Source organism: Ruegeria sp. L11 (assembly GCF_056531755.1).
Window position 1 is genome coordinate 1 of the sequence record NZ_JBQFMI010000016.1, and the last position, 25,462, is coordinate 25,462.

20 protein-coding genes and 4 pseudogenes are annotated in these 25,462 nt (G+C 58.2%); 9 read left to right on the forward strand and 15 right to left on the reverse strand.

Going from position 1 to position 25,462, the window contains the following annotated elements; all coding sequences use genetic code 11:
- Positions 1–35 precede the first annotated feature (35 nt).
- The 3 genes and pseudogenes from ACR0CE_RS17355 to ACR0CE_RS17365 form a co-directional block, all read right to left on the reverse strand.
- Positions 36–415: pseudogene (locus tag ACR0CE_RS17355) on the reverse strand (transposase); the annotation flags it as partial.
- A gap of 533 nt (positions 416–948) precedes the next feature.
- Positions 949–1,488: a DUF4142 domain-containing protein gene (locus tag ACR0CE_RS17360; protein WP_480833320.1), complete on the reverse strand. Its 540-nt coding sequence runs from the start codon at positions 1,486–1,488 to the stop codon at positions 949–951.
- Between the two features lie 175 nt (positions 1,489–1,663).
- Entirely contained in the window at positions 1,664–2,569 is a 906-nt protein-coding gene (locus ACR0CE_RS17365) for a LysR family transcriptional regulator (RefSeq protein WP_480833321.1), read from the reverse strand.
- A gap of 92 nt (positions 2,570–2,661) precedes the next feature.
- On the opposite strand from ACR0CE_RS17365, the gene ACR0CE_RS17370 reads away from it, so the two are divergent.
- Complete coding sequence (locus ACR0CE_RS17370; RefSeq protein WP_480833322.1) at positions 2,662–3,975, forward strand: cytochrome-c peroxidase; 1,314 nt, start codon at positions 2,662–2,664, stop codon at positions 3,973–3,975.
- A 221-nt stretch (positions 3,976–4,196) separates the two neighbouring features.
- Here the strand turns inward: ACR0CE_RS17370 and ACR0CE_RS17375 are convergent.
- The 3 genes and pseudogenes from ACR0CE_RS17375 to ACR0CE_RS17385 all read right to left on the reverse strand — a co-directional run.
- A pseudogene (locus ACR0CE_RS17375) lies at positions 4,197–4,367 on the reverse strand (transposase); the annotation flags it as partial.
- 76 nt (positions 4,368–4,443) lie between these two features.
- Positions 4,444–4,693 (reverse strand): annotated as a pseudogene (locus tag ACR0CE_RS17380) (transposase); the annotation flags it as partial.
- Between the two features lie 25 nt (positions 4,694–4,718).
- Complete coding sequence (locus ACR0CE_RS17385) at positions 4,719–6,080, reverse strand: tetratricopeptide repeat protein (RefSeq protein ID WP_480833323.1); 1,362 nt, start codon at positions 6,078–6,080, stop codon at positions 4,719–4,721.
- 108 nt (positions 6,081–6,188) lie between these two features.
- Between ACR0CE_RS17385 and ACR0CE_RS17390 the strand changes: the two genes are divergently transcribed.
- Genes ACR0CE_RS17390 through ACR0CE_RS17400 form a run of 3 tightly spaced genes read left to right on the forward strand, consistent with a single transcriptional unit; the run spans position 6,189 to position 8,888 of the window.
- Positions 6,189–6,431, forward strand: coding sequence for a hypothetical protein (locus ACR0CE_RS17390; protein ID WP_480833324.1), 243 nt, complete (start codon positions 6,189–6,191; stop codon positions 6,429–6,431).
- A complete protein-coding gene (gntH, locus tag ACR0CE_RS17395; protein ID WP_480833325.1) occupies positions 6,428–7,894 on the forward strand; it encodes a guanitoxin biosynthesis MBL fold metallo-hydrolase GntH in 1,467 nt (488 codons plus the stop codon). The genes ACR0CE_RS17390 and gntH overlap by 4 nt, the downstream gene beginning before the upstream one ends.
- 4 nt (positions 7,895–7,898) lie before the next feature.
- On the forward strand, positions 7,899–8,888 hold the full coding sequence (locus ACR0CE_RS17400) for a CobW family GTP-binding protein (protein WP_480833326.1): 990 nt from the start codon (positions 7,899–7,901) through the stop codon (positions 8,886–8,888).
- A gap of 1,044 nt (positions 8,889–9,932) precedes the next feature.
- Here the strand turns inward: ACR0CE_RS17400 and ACR0CE_RS17405 are convergent.
- A complete protein-coding gene (locus ACR0CE_RS17405) occupies positions 9,933–11,519 on the reverse strand; it encodes an ABC transporter substrate-binding protein (protein ID WP_480833327.1) in 1,587 nt (528 codons plus the stop codon).
- A 38-nt stretch (positions 11,520–11,557) separates the two neighbouring features.
- Positions 11,558–13,084 (reverse strand): sulfatase family protein, encoded by a 1,527-nt coding sequence (locus ACR0CE_RS17410; RefSeq protein WP_480833328.1) that lies wholly within the window; start codon positions 13,082–13,084, stop codon positions 11,558–11,560.
- A 97-nt stretch (positions 13,085–13,181) separates the two neighbouring features.
- Between ACR0CE_RS17410 and ACR0CE_RS17415 the strand changes: the two genes are divergently transcribed.
- On the forward strand, positions 13,182–14,087 hold the full coding sequence (locus ACR0CE_RS17415) for a LysR family transcriptional regulator (protein WP_480833329.1): 906 nt from the start codon (positions 13,182–13,184) through the stop codon (positions 14,085–14,087).
- Positions 14,088–14,169: 82 nt separating this feature from the next.
- Here ACR0CE_RS17415 and ACR0CE_RS17420 read toward each other — a convergent pair.
- The 3 genes and pseudogenes from ACR0CE_RS17420 to nth all read right to left on the reverse strand — a co-directional run.
- Positions 14,170–14,268, reverse strand: a pseudogene (locus tag ACR0CE_RS17420) (IS6 family transposase); the annotation flags it as partial.
- 264 nt (positions 14,269–14,532) lie between these two features.
- Entirely contained in the window at positions 14,533–15,522 is a 990-nt protein-coding gene (locus ACR0CE_RS17425) for an adenosine kinase (RefSeq protein ID WP_480774276.1), read from the reverse strand.
- Positions 15,519–16,163 (reverse strand): endonuclease III, encoded by a 645-nt coding sequence (nth, locus tag ACR0CE_RS17430; RefSeq protein WP_209598429.1) that lies wholly within the window; start codon positions 16,161–16,163, stop codon positions 15,519–15,521. The genes ACR0CE_RS17425 and nth overlap by 4 nt, the downstream gene beginning before the upstream one ends.
- A gap of 117 nt (positions 16,164–16,280) precedes the next feature.
- Between nth and ACR0CE_RS17435 the strand changes: the two genes are divergently transcribed.
- The gene (locus tag ACR0CE_RS17435; protein WP_480474266.1) at positions 16,281–17,132 is read left to right on the forward strand and encodes a bifunctional helix-turn-helix domain-containing protein/methylated-DNA--[protein]-cysteine S-methyltransferase; all 852 of its coding nucleotides are present in this window, start codon (positions 16,281–16,283) and stop codon (positions 17,130–17,132) included.
- Between the two features lie 177 nt (positions 17,133–17,309).
- Entirely contained in the window at positions 17,310–17,744 is a 435-nt protein-coding gene (locus ACR0CE_RS17440; RefSeq protein WP_480833330.1) for a glyoxalase superfamily protein, read from the forward strand.
- Positions 17,745–17,805: 61 nt separating this feature from the next.
- Here ACR0CE_RS17440 and ACR0CE_RS17445 read toward each other — a convergent pair whose 3' ends face one another.
- Entirely contained in the window at positions 17,806–19,245 is a 1,440-nt protein-coding gene (locus ACR0CE_RS17445; RefSeq protein WP_480774273.1) for an aldehyde dehydrogenase family protein, read from the reverse strand.
- Between the two features lie 214 nt (positions 19,246–19,459).
- On the opposite strand from ACR0CE_RS17445, the gene ACR0CE_RS17450 reads away from it, so the two are divergent.
- Complete coding sequence (locus tag ACR0CE_RS17450) at positions 19,460–20,110, forward strand: peroxiredoxin (RefSeq protein ID WP_480482809.1); 651 nt, start codon at positions 19,460–19,462, stop codon at positions 20,108–20,110.
- 134 nt (positions 20,111–20,244) lie between these two features.
- On the opposite strand, the gene ACR0CE_RS17455 is transcribed toward ACR0CE_RS17450, so the two are convergent.
- Positions 20,245–20,934, reverse strand: coding sequence for an outer membrane protein (locus ACR0CE_RS17455; RefSeq protein WP_480833331.1), 690 nt, complete (start codon positions 20,932–20,934; stop codon positions 20,245–20,247).
- 267 nt (positions 20,935–21,201) lie between these two features.
- On the opposite strand from ACR0CE_RS17455, the gene ACR0CE_RS17460 reads away from it, so the two are divergent.
- Positions 21,202–21,837 (forward strand): DUF1326 domain-containing protein, encoded by a 636-nt coding sequence (locus ACR0CE_RS17460; protein WP_480482813.1) that lies wholly within the window; start codon positions 21,202–21,204, stop codon positions 21,835–21,837.
- Positions 21,838–21,849: 12 nt separating this feature from the next.
- Here ACR0CE_RS17460 and ACR0CE_RS17465 read toward each other — a convergent pair whose 3' ends face one another.
- Together ACR0CE_RS17465 and pnp are read right to left on the reverse strand one after the other, a co-directional pair.
- The gene (locus ACR0CE_RS17465) at positions 21,850–22,854 is read right to left on the reverse strand and encodes a Hint domain-containing protein (RefSeq protein ID WP_480833332.1); all 1,005 of its coding nucleotides are present in this window, start codon (positions 22,852–22,854) and stop codon (positions 21,850–21,852) included.
- A 177-nt stretch (positions 22,855–23,031) separates the two neighbouring features.
- Complete coding sequence (gene pnp, locus ACR0CE_RS17470) at positions 23,032–25,182, reverse strand: polyribonucleotide nucleotidyltransferase (RefSeq protein WP_209505097.1); 2,151 nt, start codon at positions 25,180–25,182, stop codon at positions 23,032–23,034.
- Positions 25,183–25,462 lie beyond the last annotated feature (280 nt).

Sequence of the window (25,462 nt, forward strand, 5' to 3'; positions counted from 1 at the left end):
TCTCATCGCTGCAAGCAGCGACTGTTGGGTGACAGATATCTCATTCGTCGTCTCCCCCATCCTCGAACATGCTTTTTTTGAGCAGCCGGTTCTCAAAGGTCAGGTCGGCGACTACCTCTTTCAGCGCCGACGATTCCGCTCTCAAATCCTTCACCTCAGAGCTGGTAGCCTGGCGTGCGGTATCGCCAGCCAACCGCTTCTTACCGGCCTCAAGGAACTCTTTCGACCAGCTGTAATACAGGCTCGTAGCTATTCCTTCACGGCGACACAGCTCCGCTATGCTGTCTTCACCACGAAGCCCATCCAACACAATACGGATCTTCTCCTCTGCCGAATGCTGGCGCCGTGTCTTCCTGCGGATGTCTTTGACAACTCTCTCTGCTGACGCTTTCTGTTTCCCGGATTTCATTCTCATCTCCACTCTCTGATGGTTACGATGAGCCTGAAATCCTCCGCTACGCAATCAACCTAGTCTGTTCCATGGGTGCTGATGGCGGACACTCGTTGCCGTCATCGGAACAACCGCAGCATTTCATTGGAGGGCCCAGATCACGACAATGAAGTCGGCCCCAAGCCGACCTTGCGCGAGGTCTTCTGATGCTGCACTTGCAAGCTGCGTTGCTGACATTCGCCGCGAGCGCATATTCCGTTGGATTGCGATTTCACACATCGCGCAACAAAACGGTCTTTCGTCTTTTGAATACACTGACTGCCATCAGCGTAAAGCGGAACCCCGGTTGTGCGCGAAGGGTGGACTGTAGTTATAGCGCGGTCACTTTACCTTCGATTCTTAGCACCGGAAAAAGGACGATCTGGGTGGATTGACTAACAGGGCATTCATTAATGCTACGTGATACTCCGACGGAATGATCCCCGATCGAACGGATCAAGAGGCGTCCCGTGTTTCCGAGAGGCCGCATCCTGAGAGGCAGCCTCTCAAGAGCCAGGTCATTTTGCTATCTCAACACCCAGCCTCTCTGCGGCTTCAATGTTGGCATGCAGATGGTGCTCGAAAGCGGGCAGGACCGCTTTGAAATGCTCCTTCAGCTCGGGCGCATCCGCCTCGGGCAACAGCAGCCCTTCGACCGCCGCAATTGCAGAACGGTGAAAGGCGACTTCATGCGTCAGGTAAGCTGCGTCAAATCCGTCGGGGCCCGCGGCGCGCAAGGTCTCGATTACCTTGTCATGCTCCATGGCCGCTTCGATCCGCGCCGGAGGCAGCACGGGCACGATCCCCAACTCGCTCGCCAACTGGTGGACACCGGCGCGCACACCGGAATGGTCATTCGAGACCATTTTACCAAGGGCCCGGACCTCTTCCGATTGTCCCATGACTTCGCCCAGAAGAGCGGTTTCGATGTCGAAGCTGTTGACCTGGGAATAGATACCGATGATTTCGGCGTCGCTCAGACCATCCGCAATGGCGCCCGTGCCCGACAGGGCGATTGCCGCCACGGCGATCATTGTCTGCATTTGTTTCAAAGGCATGTTTTTTCTCCTGTCAAAGCCATTTGATGCGCACAGGATTCCATTCCCTCGAATAATAGAGAAATTTTATTTTCTGATCTTTTTATTTGCAGAATCTATAGGATCGCCCCGAGGGTGTCGTTATCCGGTTGGACAGGCGGCTTAATCTTTGCACTCACCCGAGACATGTCCGCACTTACCCCCTGCCTTGAACAAGCTTTGGGACGCGGTTGTGGATGTGATCGTGCAGCGCGACCACATGGGGCGGCATGGCAAGATCGGGCTTCCAGGCCCAATGAAATTCGAAACTTGCGGGAGATCGATCATGTGCCAGGAGCAGGAGCGCGCGGTCCTTCTCAATCGAAAGCTTCGCGGACGGCAGAATGCCCGCGCCGACCCCGATCCCGGTCCATTGCTCGATCACCGGGTAGCTTATCGCGGCCCCCGGATAGGGCGTGAAGTTCTCGGCGTTCTGACCAAACAACCGCTCAAGCGAACGGTTCAAGCCACACCCACCGCCAGTCATGATGATCGGAGCATCCGGTAGCATTGCAATCTCGATGCTGCCTCGAGTCGGAACATCAGCCCCATCGCTTGGGATATAAAACAACGGGTCCGCGTAGAACCGCAGATGGTCCCAGCCGGTTTCCACAATGTCACGAGGCACCACGGCGAGATCCACGGAGCCGCTCGCCAAACGCTCGCCCAGGTCATCAATCAGGCATTCCTTGAAATAGATGGCAACGTCCGGGTTGTCCTGCCTGTAGGGCTGAAGAACATCATTGAGCAGCGCCATGTCCACCAACGGAGACAAGCCGATCCGCAGAATCTTGTGTTCAGGGTGCAGATAGGCTTCACAGGCTTTCTCCATTTCGCTGCGCGCATCCAGAACGGCTTCGAGGTAGGGCAGGATGTACCCCCCGAAAGGTGTCAGATCGACCGAGCGCGTCGTGCGTTGAAAAATTTTGGCACCGAGTTCCTCTTCCAACTGCACGACCGCATTCGAGAGGGTTGGCTGGGTTGCGTTGCAAATGTCCGCTGCATGGCTGAACGACCCTGTGCGCGCGATTTCACGGATGAACTCAAGTTGCCGGAGCTTCATTTTATTTCCATTTCTTATAAGTATGATAAAGTCTATCAATTTCACTATTAGTCAAGGCCCTCCTATCCTTCTCTGCAAGAAAGGAGCAGCCAATGTTCTCGACAGCAAGCACAACTCTACCAACTCTTATCCTTGGGCTGTTCGTTGGCGTTTCCGCCTTGGCCATGGTTGCCAACGAACTTGGGAAACGGAGTGGTTTGTCTATCCCTGCTCGGCTCTTGTTGTCGGGCGGATTGGGAATGGGTGTGCTGTCGGTCGGCATAAAAGTCGTGATCGTTTCAGTCCTGTCTCAGGTCGACGGCCAGGCTCTGGCTGCGGCCGGGGCGGCGACGAGAGTGGTAGTTGATGATCTGCTCCCCGACACCCAACGCGAACCCCACGAAGAAACGGTCAGTGCCCGCCCTTCCGGGTTTCGGACCTGGCGCGCCCTACCCATGGAGCCGCCCCAACCACGCAACAACCGAACCACGCCTGCAAAGATCGAACTCGGCCGGGTGCTGTTTTACGACGAAAACCTCTCGATGGACCGCAGCCTCTCTTGTGCCTCCTGTCACACTCTGGCCGATGGCGGCGACGACAATGCCCAGTTTTCGACCGGTTTCCAGGGGCAGGTCGGCGATCGCAACGCGCCAACCGTGCTGAATGCCGCCTTTCTGCGCCGCCTGTTCTGGGACGGGCGCGCCCGCTCGCTCGAACATCAAGCCGAAGAGCCGTTTGTGAACCCGGTGGAAATGGCCATGCCCTCTCTCGCCGCTGTGGAACAGCGCGTGAAGGAAGATCCTGTCTATGGGCCGCTGTTCGACAGGGCCTTTCCGGGCTCGGGCGTGATCAACATTACCCACATCACAAAGGCAATCGCGGCCTATGAAAGAACATTAATTACCCCGGGCACCCCCTATGATCGCTTTATCCGGGGGGATGATACCGCCCTGTCCCCGGCAGCCCTGCGCGGAATGGCCTTGTTCGACGAAATCGGCTGTCGCAACTGCCATATGGATCCGGTTTTTTCGGCAGCGGGGACCGAGAAGACATTGGGCATATATCGCACTTTCCCGGTTTTCCGCGAGAACAATCCGTTCCTGAGCAAATATGGCCTGCTCGTCGACGGAAAGCCCGAGCGTTTCCGCGTCCCCTCGCTGCGTTATGTGGCTCTGACGGCGCCGTATTTTCACAACGGATCTGTTGGCGAACTTGAGGAAGCAATTCGCATCATGGCCGTCTCACAACTCGGACGCACCCTCAGCAGCGATCCTCTGGACGACCTGTATGTGGTTTCACAGGTGGTCGACGACACCACACCGGGTCGAAACACGGCCCTGATCCGGGATCGTGCGTTGAGTGAGCAGGAGGTCTCCGACATCGCCGCGTTTCTTCGCTCTCTGTCTGCAAAGTCCATTCCCGAGTAATGCACCGACTGCAAACCCAACGTAGTTTGCAGGTCGTACTCGGGCCGGAAGGCACCACCCTCTACGTCGACGATGACGGCTTGATAAGGTTCGCAGCCATTTGTCACGCGTGCGGCATCAGGCACTATGATCTGAGTCTGTTGAAAAACTCTCTGATTTTGGCGGGTCTGTTTGAGCAATCGCTCTGATTTTATTTAGATGTCGAAAGCGTAGCCGTCACTTCAACCAGCAACGGGCACCATGGGCTTAAGCTTTGCGAGCTTCCGGAGGTTCTGAGCGGTGGCTGTGAGGGTAAATTCATCTTGGACGCCACATGGGCCTCGTATTCGGAGCCGTCCGAGGCCGAGGATGCGCTTTAGATGGGCGAAGAGCATTTCGACCTTTTTTCGTCGCGCCTGAGCCTTGGCGTTGAAGCCTGAGGCGGTGCATTGGCGGGTAAAATCTCTCGGGCCGCCCAGTCTTCGGGATTGCTCGAGTTCTGCTTTTGAACATCGGCGTTGATCAAACTGGCATCCACGGCGAAACCCTGACCTCCAACCAGACCCTCTTCCATGCAGCGCGCGACCGTCGCCTCGAATACATGGCGTAGCTGATCGCTGTCGCGGAACCGACCGTGCCGGTTCTTGGAAAAGGTCGACTGATCCGGGATACGGTCCGTCAGATCAAGGCGGCAAAACCATCGATACGCGAGGTTCAGATGCACCTCTTTACAGAGCCGGGCAATTCCAGCCGGGTTGCCCGTCCTACAGTTTCGGCTTGTATGCCTCGAGGGTTTCAAGAACCCGGGATCGAGTTTCCGGTGCGTGCTCAAAGAAACGGCTGGCAACATTGTTGGCGGGGAAGCCGGGCCAAGTCCGATGCATCTCGCCTATTGCTAGACGTGCGGCCTCGCGTTCGCCGTTCGCATAATAGGCCGCGGCGAGCATCATGAGGCTCGGCGCGCTCACCGGTTGGCCGCGTTCGGCCGCCGTGGTGAACGCCTCGATACATGCTTGATAGTCCTGAAGCATGAACTGGGAAGCTCCCCAGATATTGTTAGCGCCGAACCTACCGATTCCAAAGCGGCGGCGTTCCGGGTTGGTGACCTCTGCCGCGAATGTGGGGTCATTTGAAATGAGCGCCGTGATGCCCGCCAGGTCCAGAACGTGGCCGTCTTCCGGCGACAGGTCAACGGCCATTCGGGCTCGACGCAGCGCTTCATCGGTGTTGCCTTCTACCGCAAGTGTCCAGCCCATGGCAGCATTCGCCCAGCCATCAGTTGGGCCGCGTTCCAGGGCCTGTTCTGCCATACTGCGTGCTTCGGCAAGTAGATCGGATGCGCGTGTGGCATCATTGGACAGATAGGCCAGAAGCGCCAAAACCTGTGCCGCGCCCGCAAATCCGCCCGGTAGGTCAGGGTCGAGATCGATGGCGTGCCGAAACGTGGTGAGCGCAATCTCCTGGCGCTTCAGATCGAAGAGCGGGAAGAACATTCCGCGCGCCTGTTCGGCGAGATTGGTCGCCTGCACACTGGCCATGGATCGTTCCCTGAGCGCAGCGAGCTTGGCATTGCTTTTGTCCGTAGCGGGGTGAGTTGCTTCGTGGCGGAGATTTGCCGCAAAGAATCCACCCGTGATCAGCGCAACAGCGAGTACTCCGAGCGCGGCCATCCATCTCCGAGAGGCGGAATGTGCGTCGTTGGGTTCAGCTTTCTTCGGCCTTACCTCTTCGGAGAACGAACCCGGCGTGTGTCCAAATGTCAGTTTAGGCTTGTAGCCGCCTGAGGGGATGAGGATGCGGGCGTCGTCTTCTGATCCTTCGCCCTCATAGTATTCCTGGAGCAACCGCCGCAGGCGCCCGGCCTCGACCCGAACAAGGCTCAGTCCGCCGCCATCGCCGTCTAGTCGCCGCCCGTAGACTTCCACTGCAATGGCTTTGCCACGAATGCGGTCGCCGTGTCCGGAGAGTGTCTCCTCGATGACGTAGGTCAGAAACTGTCTCAAACGCGGCGACGTAGCAAAGACATCGCTCTCAACAACCTTAGTCAACGCTGCGCGCGCCTGATCAACGAACTCAGACGTTAGTTCTTTTTGTTCAGTGCCTTGCGTCACTTCCCGCGCCACCATCTTACGTCCAACTAACCCCAGCTTACCCCAGCTTACTCTGACTGGCGAGTATGCGGGGTTACCCTTGGGTTCAGTGCGCATGCCATCAACCGCCAATCCAGAGGCAACATGACCCTTCGCTGCGATCTACCTGATCTCGCCAATTTGATCTTCGCACTTGCGCTGGATCACCCGTCACTCAGGGGGGCCCTGAAAGACTATGAATTGGCCTGTTCAAGCGAGAAGGATGAAACGTTGAGTCCTGAGTTGCGTGCTGAATGGGCCACTATCCGAAAGGAACTGGTCCGCGAGATCGAACGTCAGACTCGGCGTATTTCCGCTACTCCCGACCAACAGAGGACAATTGAATGACCAAAGACCATCGTGACGACCCGCAGCACCCGAACCAAATCGATTCCGATCAGCCGCAGGATCCGTCGCGCCGGGACATTCTGAAAGGCGTCGGTGTTGGAGCAGTCGTTGCTGGCGGGGTCAGCTTTGGCGGTGCCGCGCAAGCTCATCCGGGCGAAGGACCGTTGGGGGAGGCGCTGGTTAATCCCTATGGGGGACGTCCCGCTGGCGGCATCACACTTCCAGAGTATTTCCGTCCGACGAAATACATGACCGGCTCCAACGCCAACTATTTCCCCTTGGCCGAGGAACTCGGCCCTGACGAGATGCGGATTTCCTTTTGCGGTTCGACGCCCTTCCCACCGCGCGAGGATCAGGCCGGCACTTGCATCATGGTCGAGCTCGGAAACGGTAAGCGCTTCTTCTTCGATTTCGGCTCCGGCTGTGTACGCAACATCATCGGCATGCAGGTGCCAGGGCAGTTGATCAACGACATCTTCATCTCCCACCTGCATATCGATCACTACGCCGATATTCCCTACATCTATCCCTTCCGCGCATGGTCTGGCGGCTACACCCCCCTGCGCATTCATGGTCCCTCCGGGCGGACCCCCGAACTTGGAACCCAGGGCATGGTGAACGGGATGAAACAGATGCTGAAATGGCATCTGGAAGCATTCGACGTGTTTCCCATTGGCGACGGTTACGAGATCGAGGTAAACGAGTTCGATTTCCGCAAGGAAGGCGGCATCGTCTATAACGAAGACGGTGTCACGGTCCGCTCCTGGCCGCGCAGCCATGCCAAGGACGGCGCCGTGGGGTATCGCCTCGATTGGAACGGCCTCAGCTTCGTCTGGACCGGCGATGGCCGCCCGGATGAACTCAGCCTCGAATACGGCAAAGGCGTCGATGTCTTCGTGACGGAAATGTCCGGGCAGGATATCGGGCAGTTGATGACGTACAAATACGGCCTGCCGCAGGAACTTTTCAACTACACGATCGATACGCATCACACGTCCCACTATGCCGTCGGCAAGATCATGGCCGAAGCTCGTCCGCGCATTGCGATGGTCACGCACTACACCCAGGACGAGGACATCGACGCCGAGATGCTGGCAGGCATCCGGGCCCATTACGACGGTCTGTTTGCCTGGGGTCTCGACGTCGCCGTCGTCAACGTAACGAAGGACGCGCTCTGGTACCGAAAGGCCGTGCTGCCGGGCAAATCCGGCTCGGTCGCGCCATTCCGAGAACTCGCTAAGCTGGAAGCCGCGGGCAAAATCACGTTGCCGGACGAAATCAAGCCGCCCGCACCACGCCTGACTCGCGCGGACCAGCAGGATCAGAAATACCGGGACATGGAGATCGATCCGAAGGCGTATTATCCGGCGGATGTGTTCCGAGCTCCAGCACCGGATTGGCCGAGCGACTTCACGATCAAGGTCGATGATGTCATCCCGAACCGCAAGAAAAAGTCGGAGTGATCGAATGATCGAGTTCGGTTCGGCATCCGCTGTCCCTGTCACCATTCTTACCGGCTTCCTCGGGGCCGGTAAGACGACCCTCCTGAACCGGATCTTGACTGGAAACCACGGCCTGCGCGTCGCTGTCCTGGTCAATGATTTCGGCTCTATCAACGTGGATGCCGACCTCGTGGTCGGTGTCAAAGACGACGTGATGAGCCTCGCGAATGGCTGCGTCTGCTGCTCGATCCGAGATGACCTGATCGAGACGGTCGAAGCGGTGCTCCAACGCCCGGAGCAGCCAGAATACATCCTGCTGGAAGCCAGCGGTGTGTCAGATCCGTCCTCCATCGCCATGACATTCACGGACCATCGGTTCCGCAACTTGATCCGACTCGACAGCATCATGTGCCTCGTCGATGCCGAACAGGTCTTTGCTTCACCCGAGCAGATGGAACTGAAACTGCGCCAGATTGCATTCTCGGACATGGTGATCCTGAACAAGGTTGACCTTGTGGAGCGCGAGACGGTTCAGAAAGTCCATGACTGGCTGGGATCGCGCTTCCGTCGCTACAGGCTGGTGGAAGCCGTCAACGCGGAGGTGCCGCTTGACATCCTGCTCTCTGTCGGACGCTTTGCCGCCGAACAGTTGGATGCGGAACCGTCAGAACACGCCCATGGCCCAGGCTGCGGTTGCCCCGAACATGAGCATCACCATAACCACGCGGCGAAGTTCTCGACTACGATGCTACGCTCGGATCTTCCCGTTAATCTCTCCGGCCTGCGAGACGCAATCAAGGGACTGCCCGGTGAGGTCTACCGGGTGAAAGGGTTTGTCTATAGCGAGGAAGACCCGGAGCACCGTATTGTCGTGCAAGTCGTCGGCAAGCGTATCGACATTGCCCGGGACGAGAAGTGGGGAACGCGCAAGCCGGAAACTCGTCTGGTCGCGATCGGCGCGCCCGGGGCCGTTTCGGAAGACACCTTGGGAAGAGTGTTCCTCGAAGTGGCATAAAGGAGACTACTCTTTCCGCGATTACCTTGCCAAATACCGTCGAAAAGAGCGAACCGGACCTTCGTTGAGATCGCAGCGAATTCACACTTCCCGCCCCTTTGACCGTAAACTCAAAGCAAAGCTTATTAGTGAAGCGCAAAACATAGGGCCAACACCGAGATGGACCTGTCACGTTTTCGTGCCGCTCCAAGTGTTCGTTTAAGCCACTTTCCGTTCGAAGGCGACCGGGCTTTTCCAGCTCAGTGCTGAGTGCTTTCGACGCGGATTGTAGAACACATTGTTCAGCGTTTGTACCGGGAACTACGCCCCAACGCGACGAGTTCATCAGCGTCCACCATCAAATACGCGGGGGCCGAATGATGCGCGATGAAATGCATATCGAACACGATTGTCTGAAGTCAGCGCCAATGGGACAATTTAGGTCGATTTGATAAGAGAGGGTTTCTGGCACATCGTAGCCACCAAGGCGTGGAGATGAGACAGAAACCCCGAGCCAAGCGGAGCCACGGCGAGAAAGATGCCAAAGACATCCGTTGGCAGTGGAGAAATATGAGCGGCGCAGCAGTGCCAAACCAACCGAGCAGGAGTTGGCCTGACTTCGTGATAAACAGTTGTCGCGGTGAGTATCTTCTCGCGCTTTTCGCGTATCGTTTTATTGACGCAACGTCGATTCAGTTGTTGTGGCCATTAAGAAGTTTACGCAAACGTAAGCAGCGATTTGATTTTTCGACTAATCGCTCAAAAAGTGACGTCAGACGGCGTTTTCTTCCCCCTTACGTGTCAGTTTGCAACTCTTACATGCGCTCAGTCGCTGCGGGTTGGCACTCACAGTAAGTGATCCTTGAGCCCTCCTTACCAGCACGGATCGGATCAGACCCGCAGCGGCTCTATTCAAGTCGTAGTTCCTCTCGCCAGGGCATGGGATGCCAATCAATGCCCGACACGTGCCATTTCTTTTGAAACGCTGGTTCGAGTCGCAATTGAACAGGCGCAGTTCGGGATAAGAACTGCGCCTGTTCATGGTCAAACCCGAAAACCGCGCGTTTAAGCGGCGACCCACATCTTCAACGGTGCGCGGAAATCCATCAGGTCAAAGCCCTTGTGATCGTCAACCCAACCGCTGATCCGATCTGAAGTCGCACCGACAAAGTCGTTGAACATCGGACAGATCAGACCACCATCATCACGGATCAACGCTGAGGCTTCTGCGTACATTTCCTTGCGCTTCGCATCATCGAGTTCGGCGCGCGCTGCGATGACGATTTGATCGAAACGCTCGTTGAAGAACCGGGTGTCGTTCCAATCCGCTGTGGACAAATATGCTGTGGACAGCATTTGGTCCTGAACCGGACGGCCACCCCAGTAACTGGTGCAGAAAGGTTGCTTGTTCCAAACTTCAGACCAGTAGCCGTCATTGGGCTCGCGCTTCACATCCAGCGTTATGCCCGCGGCAGCTGCGGACTGCTGGAACAACGCAGCCGCATCCAATGCGCCGGGGAACGAGTTCTCGGACGACCGAAGCGTGACCGGCCCGCTATGACCCGATTTCTTGAAGTGGGACGCCGCCTTGTCCGCGTCGTATTCGCGCTGTTCGAACTCAGTTGCGAGGGGATAAGAGCTGTTGATGGGTGTGTCATTGCCCACAGAGCCGTAGCCGAAGAGGATCTTGTCCACCATTTCCTGACGATTGATGGCGTATTTCAAGGCCATACGCAGATCATGGTTGTCGAACGGCGCGGTATTGACGTGCATGATAAACACGTAATGACCTGCGCCGGACGTAGAGCGCACCGTGATACCGGGCGCGCGGTCAACAAGACGAGCAGTACGGGGCGGCACACGGTCAATCATATCGACCTGACCAGATTGCAGCGCCGCGACTCGTGCGGTGTTGTCGTTGATGACAATCACTTCGATCGTGCCTGCATGACCAATCGTGTCATCCCAATGGTTGGGGTTGTGTTCAGCCACGAAACGCACACCCATATCGGCGGCTTTCAAAACATAAGGACCGGTGCCAATTGCAGCAGCTGGGTCCTCTTTACCGCCACCAGGCTGAATGACGAGGTGATAATCCGAAAGCAGATATGGAAGGTCCGCATTGGGCGCTTCCAGCTCGACGATGAACAGGTCGCCATCCGTTCGCATATTTGCGATACCACGCAACAAGCCCAACGCCCCGGATTTGGTCTCTTCGTTCGAGTGCCGGTCGATGGTCTGTAGAACATCCTCGGCAGTGACGGGCTGACCGTTTGAGAAGGTGATGCCGTCTCGTATCTTGAACGTCCACGTTTTTGCGTCGGCAGAAGCCTCAAAGCTTTCTGCGACCTTGGGCTCAAGGCCGCCATCAGGTGCAAGCGTCAAGAGCGTCTCACCCCAAAGGCGGGCGACCATATTAGCGGTTGAGTTTGCGGCGGTCGCAGGATCAAGGCTGTCGGTTGTACCGCCGCCCTGGATGCCAACGCGAATGGTGCCACCTTTTTGTGGGCCAGCGGCTTTGACCGCTGACGACATCGCCAGATTTGCTGTTGCAGCAGCCAGCCCCAAGGCGGACGCCTTCCCAAGAAATTCACGGCGGGGCATTTTGCCAAGCGCTGCCTGTTTTGCCAGATATTTGATATGTTCGTTCATGGTGACTTCCCCGTTGTCGTTTGAGAGCTCAGATTTGATTAGTAGGTTGCAAGTGATACTCCGCCTGCATCCGCAGCTGGCGGAAAGTGTCGTGACAATTTTTCAATGATCTCGTCACGCGTGCTGCGGTATTCTTCTTTGAAGAAGAGATTGACGTGTTCACCCGGATCGTTGCGAAGATCGAACATCTCTCCCCAGTCTGCGTTTTGAGGATAGATTGTGACACGCCATTCGTCTGTCATTACCGTCTGGTTGTAAGTGTCCATGCGCGTGCGTGGGTGATATTCGGCAAAAAACGCGCGACGCCCCGGGCCATCTGCCTGCGTCATCAGGTGAGCGAAAGAGACCCCTTCGGTCGGCTGATGCTCCAGCTCCAAAAAATCCTGCAGGGTCGCGCGCAGATCCAGATGACTTGTTGTCCCGTGACGTTCGCCAGGCTCGATCCCCGGACCTGCAGCGATCAGCGGTACGTGCAAAAGCGATCTGTAGGGGCTGGGGCCTTTTCGGATAAGCCCGTGATCACCCAACAACTCGCCATGATCCGAGGTGAAAATGACAATGGTGTCTTCAAGGAGACCTTGATGCTCCGCCTGTGCCATGATCCGGCCGACGCAAGCGTCAATCATCGAAATCATTCCATTGGTATACGCGATCGCACGGCGAATTGAATCGTCCGAGAAGCTCGATGTTGTCTGCAAAAAACCCTGTTCTCGCGGTGGTCCCGGATCGCGCAGGAAGTCCACATAGCTTTTACCTTTTTCCTCATCATCGCCGTCGCGCAGGAAAGACGGCATCGCTGACAGCTCATCAGGCACATATGAGGGCATTGGCATGTCCGCCGGATCGTACATGTCGCACCATGGCGCAGGGGGGGAAAAAGGATGGTGCGGATCGGGAAAGGAAACAAACAGAAAGAACGGGTCTGACCCGTCATTTTCAGTCAGGAACTCGCAGGCCCGATCTGTGATCCAAGAGTTGTAATGCAAGTCGAAAGGGATGGCCGATTTCCAAACTTCGTCAATATCCCCACATTGCGGTTCAAGCGCGTTTTCCGGGAGATAGAGCTCGGCCGCTCCCGGCGCGACGGATTCCAGCCAACGGGCATAATGCCCACCTTTTGTGGCACTAACGGATTCTCCAATCAGAATGTCGACCGCGTCAAACCCGTAAAAGGGGCCGCACCATCCCTCACTTTCCGGTAAGTCCCAAAAGGCGTTTGAATCCGGCATAAGATGCTCTGGCCCGGCCAGAATAGGTTGGAAGTGGAATTTCCCAACCCCATGGGTCTTGTACCCCATGGCCTGAAAGTCATGGGTGATCAGTTTCAGATCCTCAGGCAGGGCAACCCCGTTGCGCGTCAGGCCGTGCGACCTTGCATACTGACCGCTGAACAAAGTGGACCGGCTTGGAGAGCAGATCTGGTGCGGTGTGAAATGCTTGGTAAAGACGGCGCCCCGCTGGGCCAGTGCGTCTATATTCGGTGTCCTGACATGCTTGTTTCCGGTGCAGCCCAGACTGTTGGCGCGTTGCTGGTCCGTCATAATCAAAATGACATTTTTCTTCATTCTTGGCGCTGCCCTCCGAAACAACGGGACAGTACCACAGCGCTTACATTTGAAATAATACTATCTGTTTCGACTGATATTTGTTAATCGAATACCTATGTTCACCCATAACCAACTCAACGTCTTCTCTGCGATCATGCAAACCGGGTCGGTTTCCGCTGCTGGTCGCAGGTTGAATCTGTCACAACCCAGCGTCAGCCGGCTTTTGTCGGATCTGGAGCGGGAGTTTGGCGTTCCTTTGTTTCGTCGCCGGAGTAAGGGTGTGACACCGCTCCCCGAAGCGGAAGAATTCTATCAAGAGGTTAAACGCAATTTTTCGGCCCTTGCGAACTTGGACGAGATCGCCTCTCAGATCGCTCGGAAGGATCGCGGGTCCTTGTCAATTGCCACAATAACCGCCGCCTCATTAGACCTCGTGCCTCAGGCCCTGAGACGGCTGAACATAGCGGAAAAGAACATCCGGATCGATTGGCGGGTACGATCTTCAAACTGGATACTGGACTATGCCCGTTTCGGCGCGATGAGAACAGGCTTCGCCTATGTTTCGCGCTCTCTGAAGCAAATGAACGTCCTGTTTGAGGGAAGCTTACCACATATTTGTTTTGTTCCCGAAGGTCACCCTTTAGCCGCAGGTCAGGGGGCGCTGACACTGGAACAGATGGCGCCCTATCAGATCATCGGGCTGCGCAACGAAGTTGAGAGTGCTTTGTCGCTAAGTGACTTGCTAGAGGGTGAGCGCCCACCGGTGACTGTCGAAACATCTTTAGCTGCACTTACTCTTAGCAAATCCTGCGGTGGGTTGCCTCTCGTGGATGCTTTTACGGCTTTTCATTGGTTGCAAGGGAACAAAGGACGGCCGCGGATCGTAGAGGGCCTTCCTCTCTATCGGTTTGCGGTCGTTGAACCAATTGGCATCAACGCTTCACAGATAGACAGGGATTTTCAGGATTGCCTGATCCAAGAGATCGAACGCGTTGTTTTGTGGACCAAACAACTCGGCTAAAAAACAAAGCGTTCATTGACGTTCAGACTTCTACGGATACACCGGCATTGCGGGACTGTTGCATGCGTTGATGGGTCCCGCTTTTGCCACCGACCAGGATATGCCTCTCGTCCACGCGCCAATCGACACTGGCACGCCGCACGTGTTTCTGGGTCCGCGTTGTGTGCTCCGGCGCAAACTTGGGGCAACGAAGACCAAAATCCAAGGCACTTGCGCGTAGACAGAGGTTAAAACAAGCAAACACCCTTAAGGGTGAGAATGATTGGACGCTCAAAAAGGCAGCACGCTTCTATGAGTGGCCAACCATAGTCCGAATGACTTCAAGCCAGTTGCGCCTCTTCACAAAACCACCGCGCGGACCGGATCACAACGCAATACCCAGCCCGCAACATGCGGATTGGCCGTTCAGCCTTCGATAAAGGAGGAGTCTTTCAACAAAATGGGCTCAAAGCAGCCCTTCTTCCCGCAACAATTCCAGCATATCCGCTTCGGGTCTTGGGCCGATATGGCTGATGACCTCGCGGGCGCAGACGTTGCCGATCCTGGCGCAGGTCTCGTAATCGCGCCCTGTGGCCATTCCATACAGGAACCCCGCGGCGAACTGGTCACCGGCACCGGTTGCGTCTACCGGCACGATCCTCTTGACCGGCACGTCGATGCGCGCGCCTCCGTTCAGGACGGTCACGCCATCACCCGAGCGCGTGCAAACCACCAGCGGGCAAATCTCGGCGGTCTTGATCAGCGCCTCTTCCAGATCGTCGGTTTCAAACAGCGATTTGATTTCAGCCTCGTTGCCGATGACGAAATCCAGCTCATTCTCGATCAGCAGCAGGAAATCGACCCGGTGCCGTTCCACGCAAAACGGGTCGGAAATGGCGATCCCGGTCTTGCCGCCGCCCTTGTGGCAGGCGCGCGCGGCCTCAAGAAACGCGGCCTTTCCCTTTTCCTTGTCGAACAGATAGCCCTCAAGGAACATGATCTGGCTGCTTCCGGCGACCTCATCGGGCACGTCATGCGACGACAGTTCCGAGGAGATGCCCAGATAGGTGTTCATCGACCGCTCGCCATCGGGCGAGACAAAGATCATCGAGCGCGAGGTCGGCAATTCCCCGCCCGGAACCGGCGGGTTCACGAAATCGACGCCATCTTCGTTCATCGCATCCGCATAGAACCGGCCCAGCGCGTCGTCATGCACCCGCCCGATAAAGGCGGCATCCAACCCCAGCGCACCTGCGCCCGCAATCGTGTTGGCAACGGACCCGCCCGGCGTCTGCACCCGGCGCTCCATCGAGGCATACAGAAGCTCGCCGCGCTCCTGCTCGATCAGTTGCATGATGCCTTTTTCAATGCCCATCAGTTCCAGGAAACTGTCATCGGCCTGCGAGATCACGTCCACAACGGCATTTCCGATACCGGTCAGCTGGTAGGTTTTCATAATGTCTTGTCCTCGAATTGACAGAGATCACGGATGATACAGGTCGGGCATTGCGGCTTGCGCGCCTTGCAATGGTACCGGCCATGCAGGATCAGCCAGTGATGCGCATGGAGTTGAAAATCGGCGGGGATATTGTCTTCGATGGCGCGCTCGACCGCGTCCACGTCCTTGCCGGGGCAGATGCCGGTGCGGTTGCCGACGCGAAAGATGTGCGTGTCCACAGCCTGCGCTGGCTGCCGCCACCACATGTTCAGCACAACGTTGGCGGTCTTGCGTCCGACACCCGGCAGCGATTGCAGCGCTGCGCGGGAATTTGGGACTTCACCGCCATAGTCTTCGACCAGAATACGGCTCAGCTTGATGACGTTCTTGGCCTTCTGGCGGAACAGGCCGATGGTCTTGATATGCTCGATCAGGCCCTCCTCGCCCAGATCCAGCATCTTTTGCGGCGTATCGGCGATCTTGAACAAGTCGCGCGTGGCCTTGTTGACCCCCGCATCGGTTGCCTGCGCCGACAGCGCCACGGCCACGACCAGCGTGTAGACATTCACATGCTCAAGCTCACCCTTGGGTTCGGGGTCGGCCTCCTGAAAGCGCGTAAAGATCTCGCGGATCGTATGATAGTCGAGTTGCTTTGCCATCCGGGCCTTAATGCCGCCCGAGGGGCCGCGACACAAGCCCAAAGCCAATGCGCAAGTTCCGGGTCGCGGCAGCGTGTCGCGCGCGCTATGGTTTGTGCCAGACAATGAGGTGCAACCATGAACGTCCAGACCCCCGAAAGCGGATACCACTATAACGTCATGCGCCGGGCAATCGACCTGATTGATCAGGGCGGTGAAACCCTCAGCCTCGATGAGTTGGCCCGCCAGATGGATATGAGCCCAGCGCATTTCCAGCGCCTGTTCTCGCGTTGGACTGGTGTGTCGCCAAAACGGTATCAGCAATACCTGACGCTGGGCCATGCAAAGGCGCTGCTGCGCGAACGGTTCACCACGCTTGAAACCGCCCATAATGTCGGCCTGTCCGGCAGTGGCCGCCTGCATGATCTGTTCCTGAAATGGGAATCCATGAGCCCCGGCGAATACGCCCGCAAGGGCACGGGTCTGACGATCTACTGGGGCTGGTTTGAATGCCCCTTTGGTCCCGCGCTGGTCATGGGCACCGACAAGGGGATCTGCGGCATCGCCTTCGGGGCCGAAACCGGAGAGAAGGCGGCGATGGAGGATATGGTCTCGCGCTGGCCCAACGCGGATTATGTCGAAGATACCATGCGTCTGCGCCCCTGGGTTCTCAGCGCTTTCGGCACGGCCCGCGACCGGTTAGAGCCGACGCCGCTCTACCTGATCGGCTCGCCCTTGCAGATCAAGGTATGGGAAGCACTGATGCACATCCCGTCGGGGCAGGTGACGACCTATTCCGAGATCGCGCAGCGCGTGGGTTCGCCGCAGGCCGTGCGCGCCGTGGGCACGGCGGTCGGGCGAAACCCGGTCAGTTGGCTGATCCCGTGTCACCGCGCCCTGCGCAAATCAGGGGGGTTGGGCGGCTATCACTGGGGTCTGCCGGTCAAAAGGGCCATGCTGGCCTATGAGGCGGCGCAGGCCGACGCCTGATTGACAGAAGGCCCGACCGCTGCCAAAAAGCAACGCAGGTTCGGGTCCCCTGCCGTTCGCGGCCATAGGCTTTGGTGAAACCCGGTTGAACAAACATCTGTTGCCCTTTCCCGGCGCGCGGATGGTAATGCGAACCCCGTCCTAAACTCGCGCCCGTTCAAGGAAACGAGGCAAAACATGACACTGTCACAAGACATCGCTCCGCTGGAGGAGCTGAAAGAACAGGCCAAACGCCTGCGACGGAAACTGCACGACACCGGCGTTCAGCTGTCGCACGGTCAGGCGCTGGAACTGGTGGCTCATCAACATGGGGTGCGCGACTGGAACACATTGCACGCGATGGCGGGCAACCGGATGCGCTTGCGCGTGGGCGACCGGGTCGAAGGTCGATACCTGGGCCAGCCGTTCACGGCGGAAATTCGTGGTCTGACAATGCTGGGGGACGGTGCACACCGCCGGGTGACCCTACAGTTCGACACGCCTGTCGATGTGGTCCGGTTCGACAGTTTCTCGGCCTATCGCCAGCGCGTGACTGGAGAGATTGGCTGGGACGGTCGTTCCCGTCGCCATACGTCCAACGGGGAACCCCAGCTAGTGGTGCGGCCTGTCTGACATAATAAGGGCGAGGCAACCGCGTTGCCCCGCCCTCTCATCTTGCATTGCGCTGGGTGGATTATTCAGCCGCCCAGCCGCCGACGGATTTGACTTCCAGAAAGTCTTCCAGCCCCCAAACGCCACCTTCGCGCCCGTTGCCGGATTGCTTCATCCCACCAAACGGAGAGCCCGCGCTGCGCGACTGGCCGTTCATCTCGACCATGCCCGACCGCAGAACCCGCGCCATGCGGTTGGCGCGCGCCTTGTCCTGCGTCTGCACATAATTGGTCAGGCCATAAGGCGTGTCATTGGCGATCTCGACAGCCTCTTCCTCGGTGTCGAACGGGATCATGGTCAGGACGGGGCCAAAGATTTCCTCGCGCGCGATGGTCATCTGGTTGTTGGCATCGGCAAAGACCGTGGGGCGGACATAATAGCCCTTGTTCAGCCCCTCAGGGCGTCCGGTGCCGCCCGCGACCAGCCGCGCCCCTTCGTCGATACCTTTCTGGATCAGGTCCTGAATCTTGGTCCACTGAACCTCATTCACGACGGGTCCGATATGGCGGCCCTCTTCTGCGGCACTGCCCACCGTGACCTTGCTGGCGACCTCGGCGGCGATCTCAACAGCCTGATCATAGATCGGTCGCTGCACCAGCATCCGGCTGGGGGCGTTACAGCTTTGGCCGGTGTTGTTCATCATATGCAGCACGCCGCGTTTGACAGCCTTTTCATCGGCATCGGCAAAGACCACATTGGCGCCTTTGCCACCCAGCTCCAGATGCACTTTCTTGAGCGTTTCCGCCGCGTTCTTCGAAATCGCCGTACCCGCACGGGTCGAGCCGGTAAAGCTGACCATATCCACGTCGGGATGACCCGACAGCTGCGAGCCGACGCCCGCGCCATCGCCGTTTACCAGATTGAAGACACCGGGCGGGAACCCTGCCTCGTCCATCATCTCGGCAAAGATCATCGCGTTCAGCGGGCTTTGCTCGGAGGGTTTCAGAACCATCGTGCAGCCCGCAATCGCCGCTGCGCCGACCTTGAGCGTGACCTGGTTCATCGGCCAGTTCCAGGGCGTGATCAATGCGGCCACGCCAACCGCCTCATAGATGATCCGGTCATTCGGGGCGTGATCCCCCAGAGGGCGTTCAAACTGAAACGCCTTGGCCGCGCGGATGAAGTTCTGCAAATGCCATGTGCCTGCACCAACCTGCTGGCTGCGCGACATGTCAATCGGCGCGCCCATTTCCAGCGACATGGCCTGCGCCAGATCTTCCGCGCGGGTCTGGTAGATGTCGATCAGCTTCTCGACCAGCGCGATGCGGGCCTCTACCGGCGTTGCCATCCAGCCCGGCAGGGCGGCCTTGGCGGCGGCAACTGCCGCATCCGTGTCGGCCTGCCCACCCAGTGAGATCACCGCGCACGGCTCCTCGGTCGAGGGGTTGATGACCTCGAAATCATTGGGTTGCGACGGCGCGACCCATTGACCATTGATAAAGAAATTCCGCTTTTCGATCATCCTGAGCCCTCCTGTCGGTCCAGCTAGAATCCGGCTGTTCGCCGACACTCTGTCACCCAAGCGAACAGGGGGCAATAGGTGATTTGATCAAATTATTTTTCCTGTGAAACCGGTGAATTTCCGGGCCGCGACCACGATGCAAGTTTTAACCCATGGGCAAAGTGATTAGGTTGCGGGCAATCGACTCAGGTTAATACTGGAAAGGAGATACCCCATGGGTTTGCGCATCAACGACACGGTCCCGAACTTCACCGCAGAAACAGATCAGGGCACCATTCAGTTTCACGACTGGATTGGCGACAGCTGGGCCATTCTGTTCTCGCACCCCAAGGATTTCACACCTGTCTGCACCACCGAATTCTCGGCCGTCGCTCAGCTGAGTGACGAATGGGCCGCGCGCAACACCAAGGTGATCGGCGTGTCGGTTGACGGTGTCGAAGACCACAAGAAGTGGAAGAAGGATATCGAGGAATACGGCAAGGCCAATCCCGGGTTCCCGATCATCGCTGATGAGGGTCTGGCGGTGTCGAAAGCCTTCGACATGCTGCCAGCCGAAGCCTACCTGCCTGATGGTCGCACCCCGGCTGACAGCGCCACCGTGCGGTCGGTCTTTATCATCGGCCCGGACAAGCAGCTGAAACTGTCGATGACCTACCCGATGACCGTGGGCCGCAACTTTGCCGAAATCCTGCGCGCGCTGGACGGGTTGCAGATGTCGTCGAAAGGTGTCGCAACACCTGCCAACTGGGTGCCGGGTGAAGACGTGATCATCCCGCCCTCAGTGTCGAACGAAGACGCCAAGGCCAAATTCGGCGCGTTCGAGACGATCTTTCCCTATCTGCGCAAGACCAAAGCGCCGTCCTGAGGCGGTCACCGGGTCAGGGGGGGGGGGCTGTCTGCCCCCCATCGCGCCTGCCGGCACGATTCCCCCCGAGGATATTTGGGGCCAGATGAAGCAGGCGGGGGCAGGGTGACCGGCGGGAAACCTGCCCCTAGACCTCAGAACCTGTACCGAAGCCCGAAATTGACACTGAACGTATCCAGATCGTCTTCGACGATGCCGGTCAACGCGCCGTTCGGGGCCAGCCGCCGCGACGAGACGTCAAAGGCGCGGGCATAGCGGGCGTCGACGGTAAAGGCGGTTGACGGGTTGATCTCGTAAGCCACACCGGCGATCAGCTGCGCGGCAAAGGCGGTGTCGCTGTCATCCAGCGCCACACCGGGCCCATAGGCAAAATCCAGATCCGAATAGGTGGCCCCCAGACCAAACCCGGCATAGGGCGTCAGCGCACCCGCCTGTTTGAAATCGAACAGCACATTGGCAAACAATGAGGTCTGCGTGACATCGCCCGAGATATTGCCCTCGGCCCCCGGCCCGTTGCCCGAGAAGTTCACACCATCCACGTCGCTGTCGCGGTAAGACAGCTCCAGCTCAATACGCGTGCCGAACCTGTCATTGGACCATTGCGGGATCTCCTTGCCGATGGCCACGCCCAGACCGAACCCTGCGTCGAACTCCGTGTCGACCGACTGCGGCGCGCCGCCGATCGTGCCTGCGAAATCGCTGTCCTGCAACTGGCTGTACCCGACAAAGCCCTGAACATAGGTGCCGTCGCCCAGGCTTTGCGCGGCAAGCGCCGTCGCGCTGGCGGCGAGGGCCGTTGAGGTAAGTAAAATGCGCTTGAACATGATTGTCTCCGTAGCTCCAAAACTCTGCTTGGCCTCGATGTGGGCGGGCTTGACGGAAAGGAAAGGCGCGGGGCTATCACTTCGTTTCACAGGTTTTTGGACGCGCGTGAGTGAATAGATCCGGGGCTGGGGCAGCGCTGTTCATCGGCTTCTTCGGGCCCCTCAGGTTCTGGTTCGCGCCGAATTGTGATAGGGTGCTTAGGGGCAAAACTCAGGCATGCGACCAATCACCTCGGGCTTTCGGACTGTTCAAAGCAGGAGAAGACCATGGCTTTTACAGATTGGTATGTTGAAGGAGAGAGTTTCGGGAACTGCAACTGCGGCTATGCCTGCCCCTGCCAGTTCGAAGAGTTGCCGACCCATGGCGATTGCCGGGGGTTCGAAGTGCTGGAGGTGACCAAAGGGCATTTCGGTGACACCGACCTCAGCGGGACCAAAGCCGCGCTGATCTATGCCTGGCCGGGGCCGATCTTTGAGGGCGGCGGCGAGATGCAGGTGATCGTTGATCCCGCAGCAACCCCGGCACAGCGCGACGCGCTGGAAAAGGTCTTTCACGGTGAAGAAACCGAAGAGATGGCGACGCATTGGTATGTGTTCAGGGCAATGTGCGAGACGGTTCATGACACGCTTTACCTGCCGATCGAATTCGAGATGGACCTCGAAGAACGCACGGCCAGCGTTACCGTTGGTGATGTTCTGAAATCCACCGGACAGCCGATTCAGGCCCCGCATGGCGGCGGCGCGCATCGGGTGCGCATCGATATCCCCGGCGGGATCGAGTTTTCCATTGCCGAGATTGGCAGCGCCTCGACCCGCTCTGATGCCGCGATAAAGCTGGACCTGAAGGACAGCTATGGCCAGTGGCATCTTCTGAAACATGGGCCCGGCGGGGTTGCTCACTGATCGGCACCCCTGTCAGGCGGCGTGCGCAGATGTGTTCGGGACCGATGACCAGCAGGGCAGCGTCAGATCCGCCTTCAGCACCCGAACCTCAAAGGGTTTCAGCACCGGCAACGCGGTTGACCCATAGCCACCGGCACCGCAGGCCAGATCCGGGAACAGGGTGAACAGCTCGCGCCTTGTGGCGAGAGCCATCGCGCCCAGTGTCGTGTCGCCGGGATAGAAGGATTCGGACCAGACCCCTTCGACATTCACCAACTCATGCCGGTCAAAAAGGATATGGACATACTCGACCCCTTGCGCGGGCAGCTCCTGAACGATTGTCCGCCCGTTGATCAGCCCCTTGGCCGGGGCCAGCATCGCGGTCTCGCAATGCATCAGCTCCATCATCGCCGAGGTGACGGCGATCCGGTGTTGTGGCGAGACGACCAGATCACGGTTGGGGCTGTTTGGCCCGAAACATCCCGCCATGATCCGAACCGGACAGAGATGAGGGTCCTGTTGCAACTCCTGCGCTGACAAGCGACGCCTGCCGATCCAGCGCACCGGGCGGATATGGCCCTTGGCAGTGACAACCGGGTCGCCGGGGTTCAGCGTTTCGACACGGCGCAGCCCGGTGGGCGTCCGGATCAGGGACCCGGCGGTAAAACACACGAAAGACGGCAAGGTCTGATAGGTGCTTGGCGCTGCCGTCCCGCCAAAGCTGGTCCCCGTGATCGTATCGTTCAGCTGCGCCTGACCCGAGGTGACGATGATGTAGCGCGGGTTCGAGAACTGAACCAGAATGAAGGTGACAGGCGCCCCGTTCACCGTTCCCGAATAGCTTTCGAAGGTGCTGAAATTCTGGCTTGTCCCGGAAAAACCGGGCAGGGCCGACAAATCAAGCTGCGCGCTGTCAGGGTCGGGATCCTGCAACAGGGCGTCATTGTCGGTGATATCAACGGAATAAGCGGCAGTAATATCGACGCTTCTATTGCTATAGGGGTCTGCGCTGATTTCGAAAACGGTTATCGAGGCCACGGTCGAAAAGCATCCCTGAATGCAACAAGATCATCCTTATGGTTGAGTAAATACACGCATGAAGTGTTAACAATTGATTTACCAAGCCACGGGACACCCGGTGTTCTTGACCGCACGGACAAAAAAAAGCCCCGGTCGAAACCGGGGCTTTTCGCATTCAATCAGAGGGTGGGCAGATTACTCTGCGCTTTCCTCTTTCTTTTCTTTCTTCTCGGGAACGATCTCTTCGCCGGTTTCCTGATCGACCACTTTCATCGACAGGCGAACCTTGCCGCGATCGTCAAAGCCCAGCAGCTTGACCTTCACTTCCTGACCTTCCTTCAGAACATCCGACGGATGGTTCAGGCGGCGGTTTTCGATCTGGGACACGTGGACCAGACCATCGCGCTTGCCAAAGAAGTTCACGAAGGCACCGAAATCGACGATCTTGACCACCTTGCCGGTATAGACCTGACCTTCTTCCGGCTCGGCCACGATCGACCAGATCATGTCATAGGCTTTCTTGATCGATTCCCCATCGGGCGATGCGATCTTGATGACGCCATCGTCGTTGATGTCGACCTTGGCACCCGAAACCTCGACGATCTCGCGGATGACCTTGCCGCCCGAACCGATCACTTCACGGATCTTGTCGGTCGGGATGTTCATGGTCTCGATTCGCGGCGCGTGGACCGAGAACTCGTTGGTCTCGGACAGGGCTTTGCCCATCTCGCCCAGGATGTGCATCCGGCCGTCCTTGGCCTGTGCCAGGGCGGTTTCCATGATCTGAGGCGTGATGCCCGCGACCTTGATGTCCATCTGAAGCGAGGTGATGCCGTTTGCAGTACCCGCAACCTTGAAGTCCATATCGCCCAGGTGGTCTTCGTCACCCAGGATGTCGGTCAGAACTGCGTAAGACCCGTCATCTTCCAGGATCAGACCCATGGCCACACCGGCAACCGGAGCTTTCAGCGGAACACCCGCATCCATCATCGACAACGACCCGCCGCAGACAGACGCCATCGAGCTGGAGCCGTTGGATTCAGTGATCTCGGACACCACGCGGATGGTATAGGGGAAGTCGGTCGGCGCAGGCAGAACCGCCTGCAGCGCGCGCCATGCCAGCTTGCCGTGACCGATCTCGCGACGGCCGGGCGAACCCACGCGGCCCACTTCACCCACCGAATAGGGGGGGAAGTTGTAATGCAGCAGGAAGTTCGATTTGAAGTTGCCGTGCAGCGCGTCGATGAACTGTTCATCGTCGCCGGTGCCCAGCGTGGTCACGGCCAGCGCCTGAGTTTCACCGCGGGTGAACAGGGCAGAGCCGTGTGTGCGCGGCAGCAGCGAGGTTTCGGCTTCGATGGCACGCACATCGGTGGTCGAACGACCGTCGATGCGCTTGCCGCCCTTGACGACGTCACCGCGCAGAATACCGGCTTCCAGCTTTTTCATCGCCGAGCCAAGGTTGGCGTCTTCCAGCTGTTCCTCGGTCAGCGCTTCCTTGATCGCTTCACGGGCAGCGGCAACAGCGGCGGTGCGCTCCTGCTTGTCGGTGATCGCGAACGCGGCGCGCATCTGCTCTTCACCGGCAGCCGAAACGGCGGCGTAAAGCTCCGAGTAATCGGGTGCGACGAATTCAAACGGCTCTTTCGCGGCGTCTTCGGCCAGCGAAATGATCAGGTCGATGACCGGCTGGATCTGTGCATGCGCAAAGGTCACGGCACCCAGCATTTCGGCCTCGGACAGCTCATAGGCTTCCGATTCCACCATCATCACGGCGTCTTTGGTGCCGGCAACAACCAGATCCAGACGCTGTTCAGGGTTCAGGCGCAGGTCCTGCATGTCATCCACGGTCGGGTTCAGGACGTATTCGCCATCCACGAAACCAACGCGGGCACCGGCGATCGGGCCCATGAACGGCGCGCCGGAAATGGTCAGTGCAGCCGACGCGGCGATCATCGCGACGATGTCGGGATCATTGACCAGATCGTGGCTCAGCACGGTGCACATCACCAGAACTTCGTTTTTGAAACCGTCAACGAACAGCGGGCGGATCGGACGGTCGATCAGACGCGCGGTCAGCGTTTCTTTCTCGGTCGGGCGCGCTTCGCGCTTGAAGAAGCCACCCGGAACCTTACCGGCGGCGTAATATTTCTCTTGGTAATGTACGGTCAGCGGGAAAAAGTCCTGACCAGGTTTTTGGCTCTTGGCAAAGGTCACGTTGGCCATGACGCTGGTTTCGCCCAGCGTGGCAATCACGGTGCCGTCGGCCTGACGGGCAACCTTGCCGGTTTCCAGTGTCAGCGTCTCCTCGCCCCACTGCATCGATTTCTTCGTTACATCAAACATATGCGTATCCTAGAACGGAGCACTCCCGCCCCTGCGGGTCTCCGGTTTTGCATGGCGGCCCCATTGCCGCCGACCCCATTTATCTTCCGTTCGAGTGCCGGGGTCAGGGCACAACGTCTCAGATACCGCGCGCATACATGAGAATGCGTTGGAAGGAAAGCGAAACCGAAAAAGCTGGCCGGATCATGCTGAGGCAGGCCCTGCCCCCTCGCAGCGCGACACAAGGCACAAGGGCCGCATGATGGTGCGATGCGTGCCATTACCCCCGTCCGGGAAATGG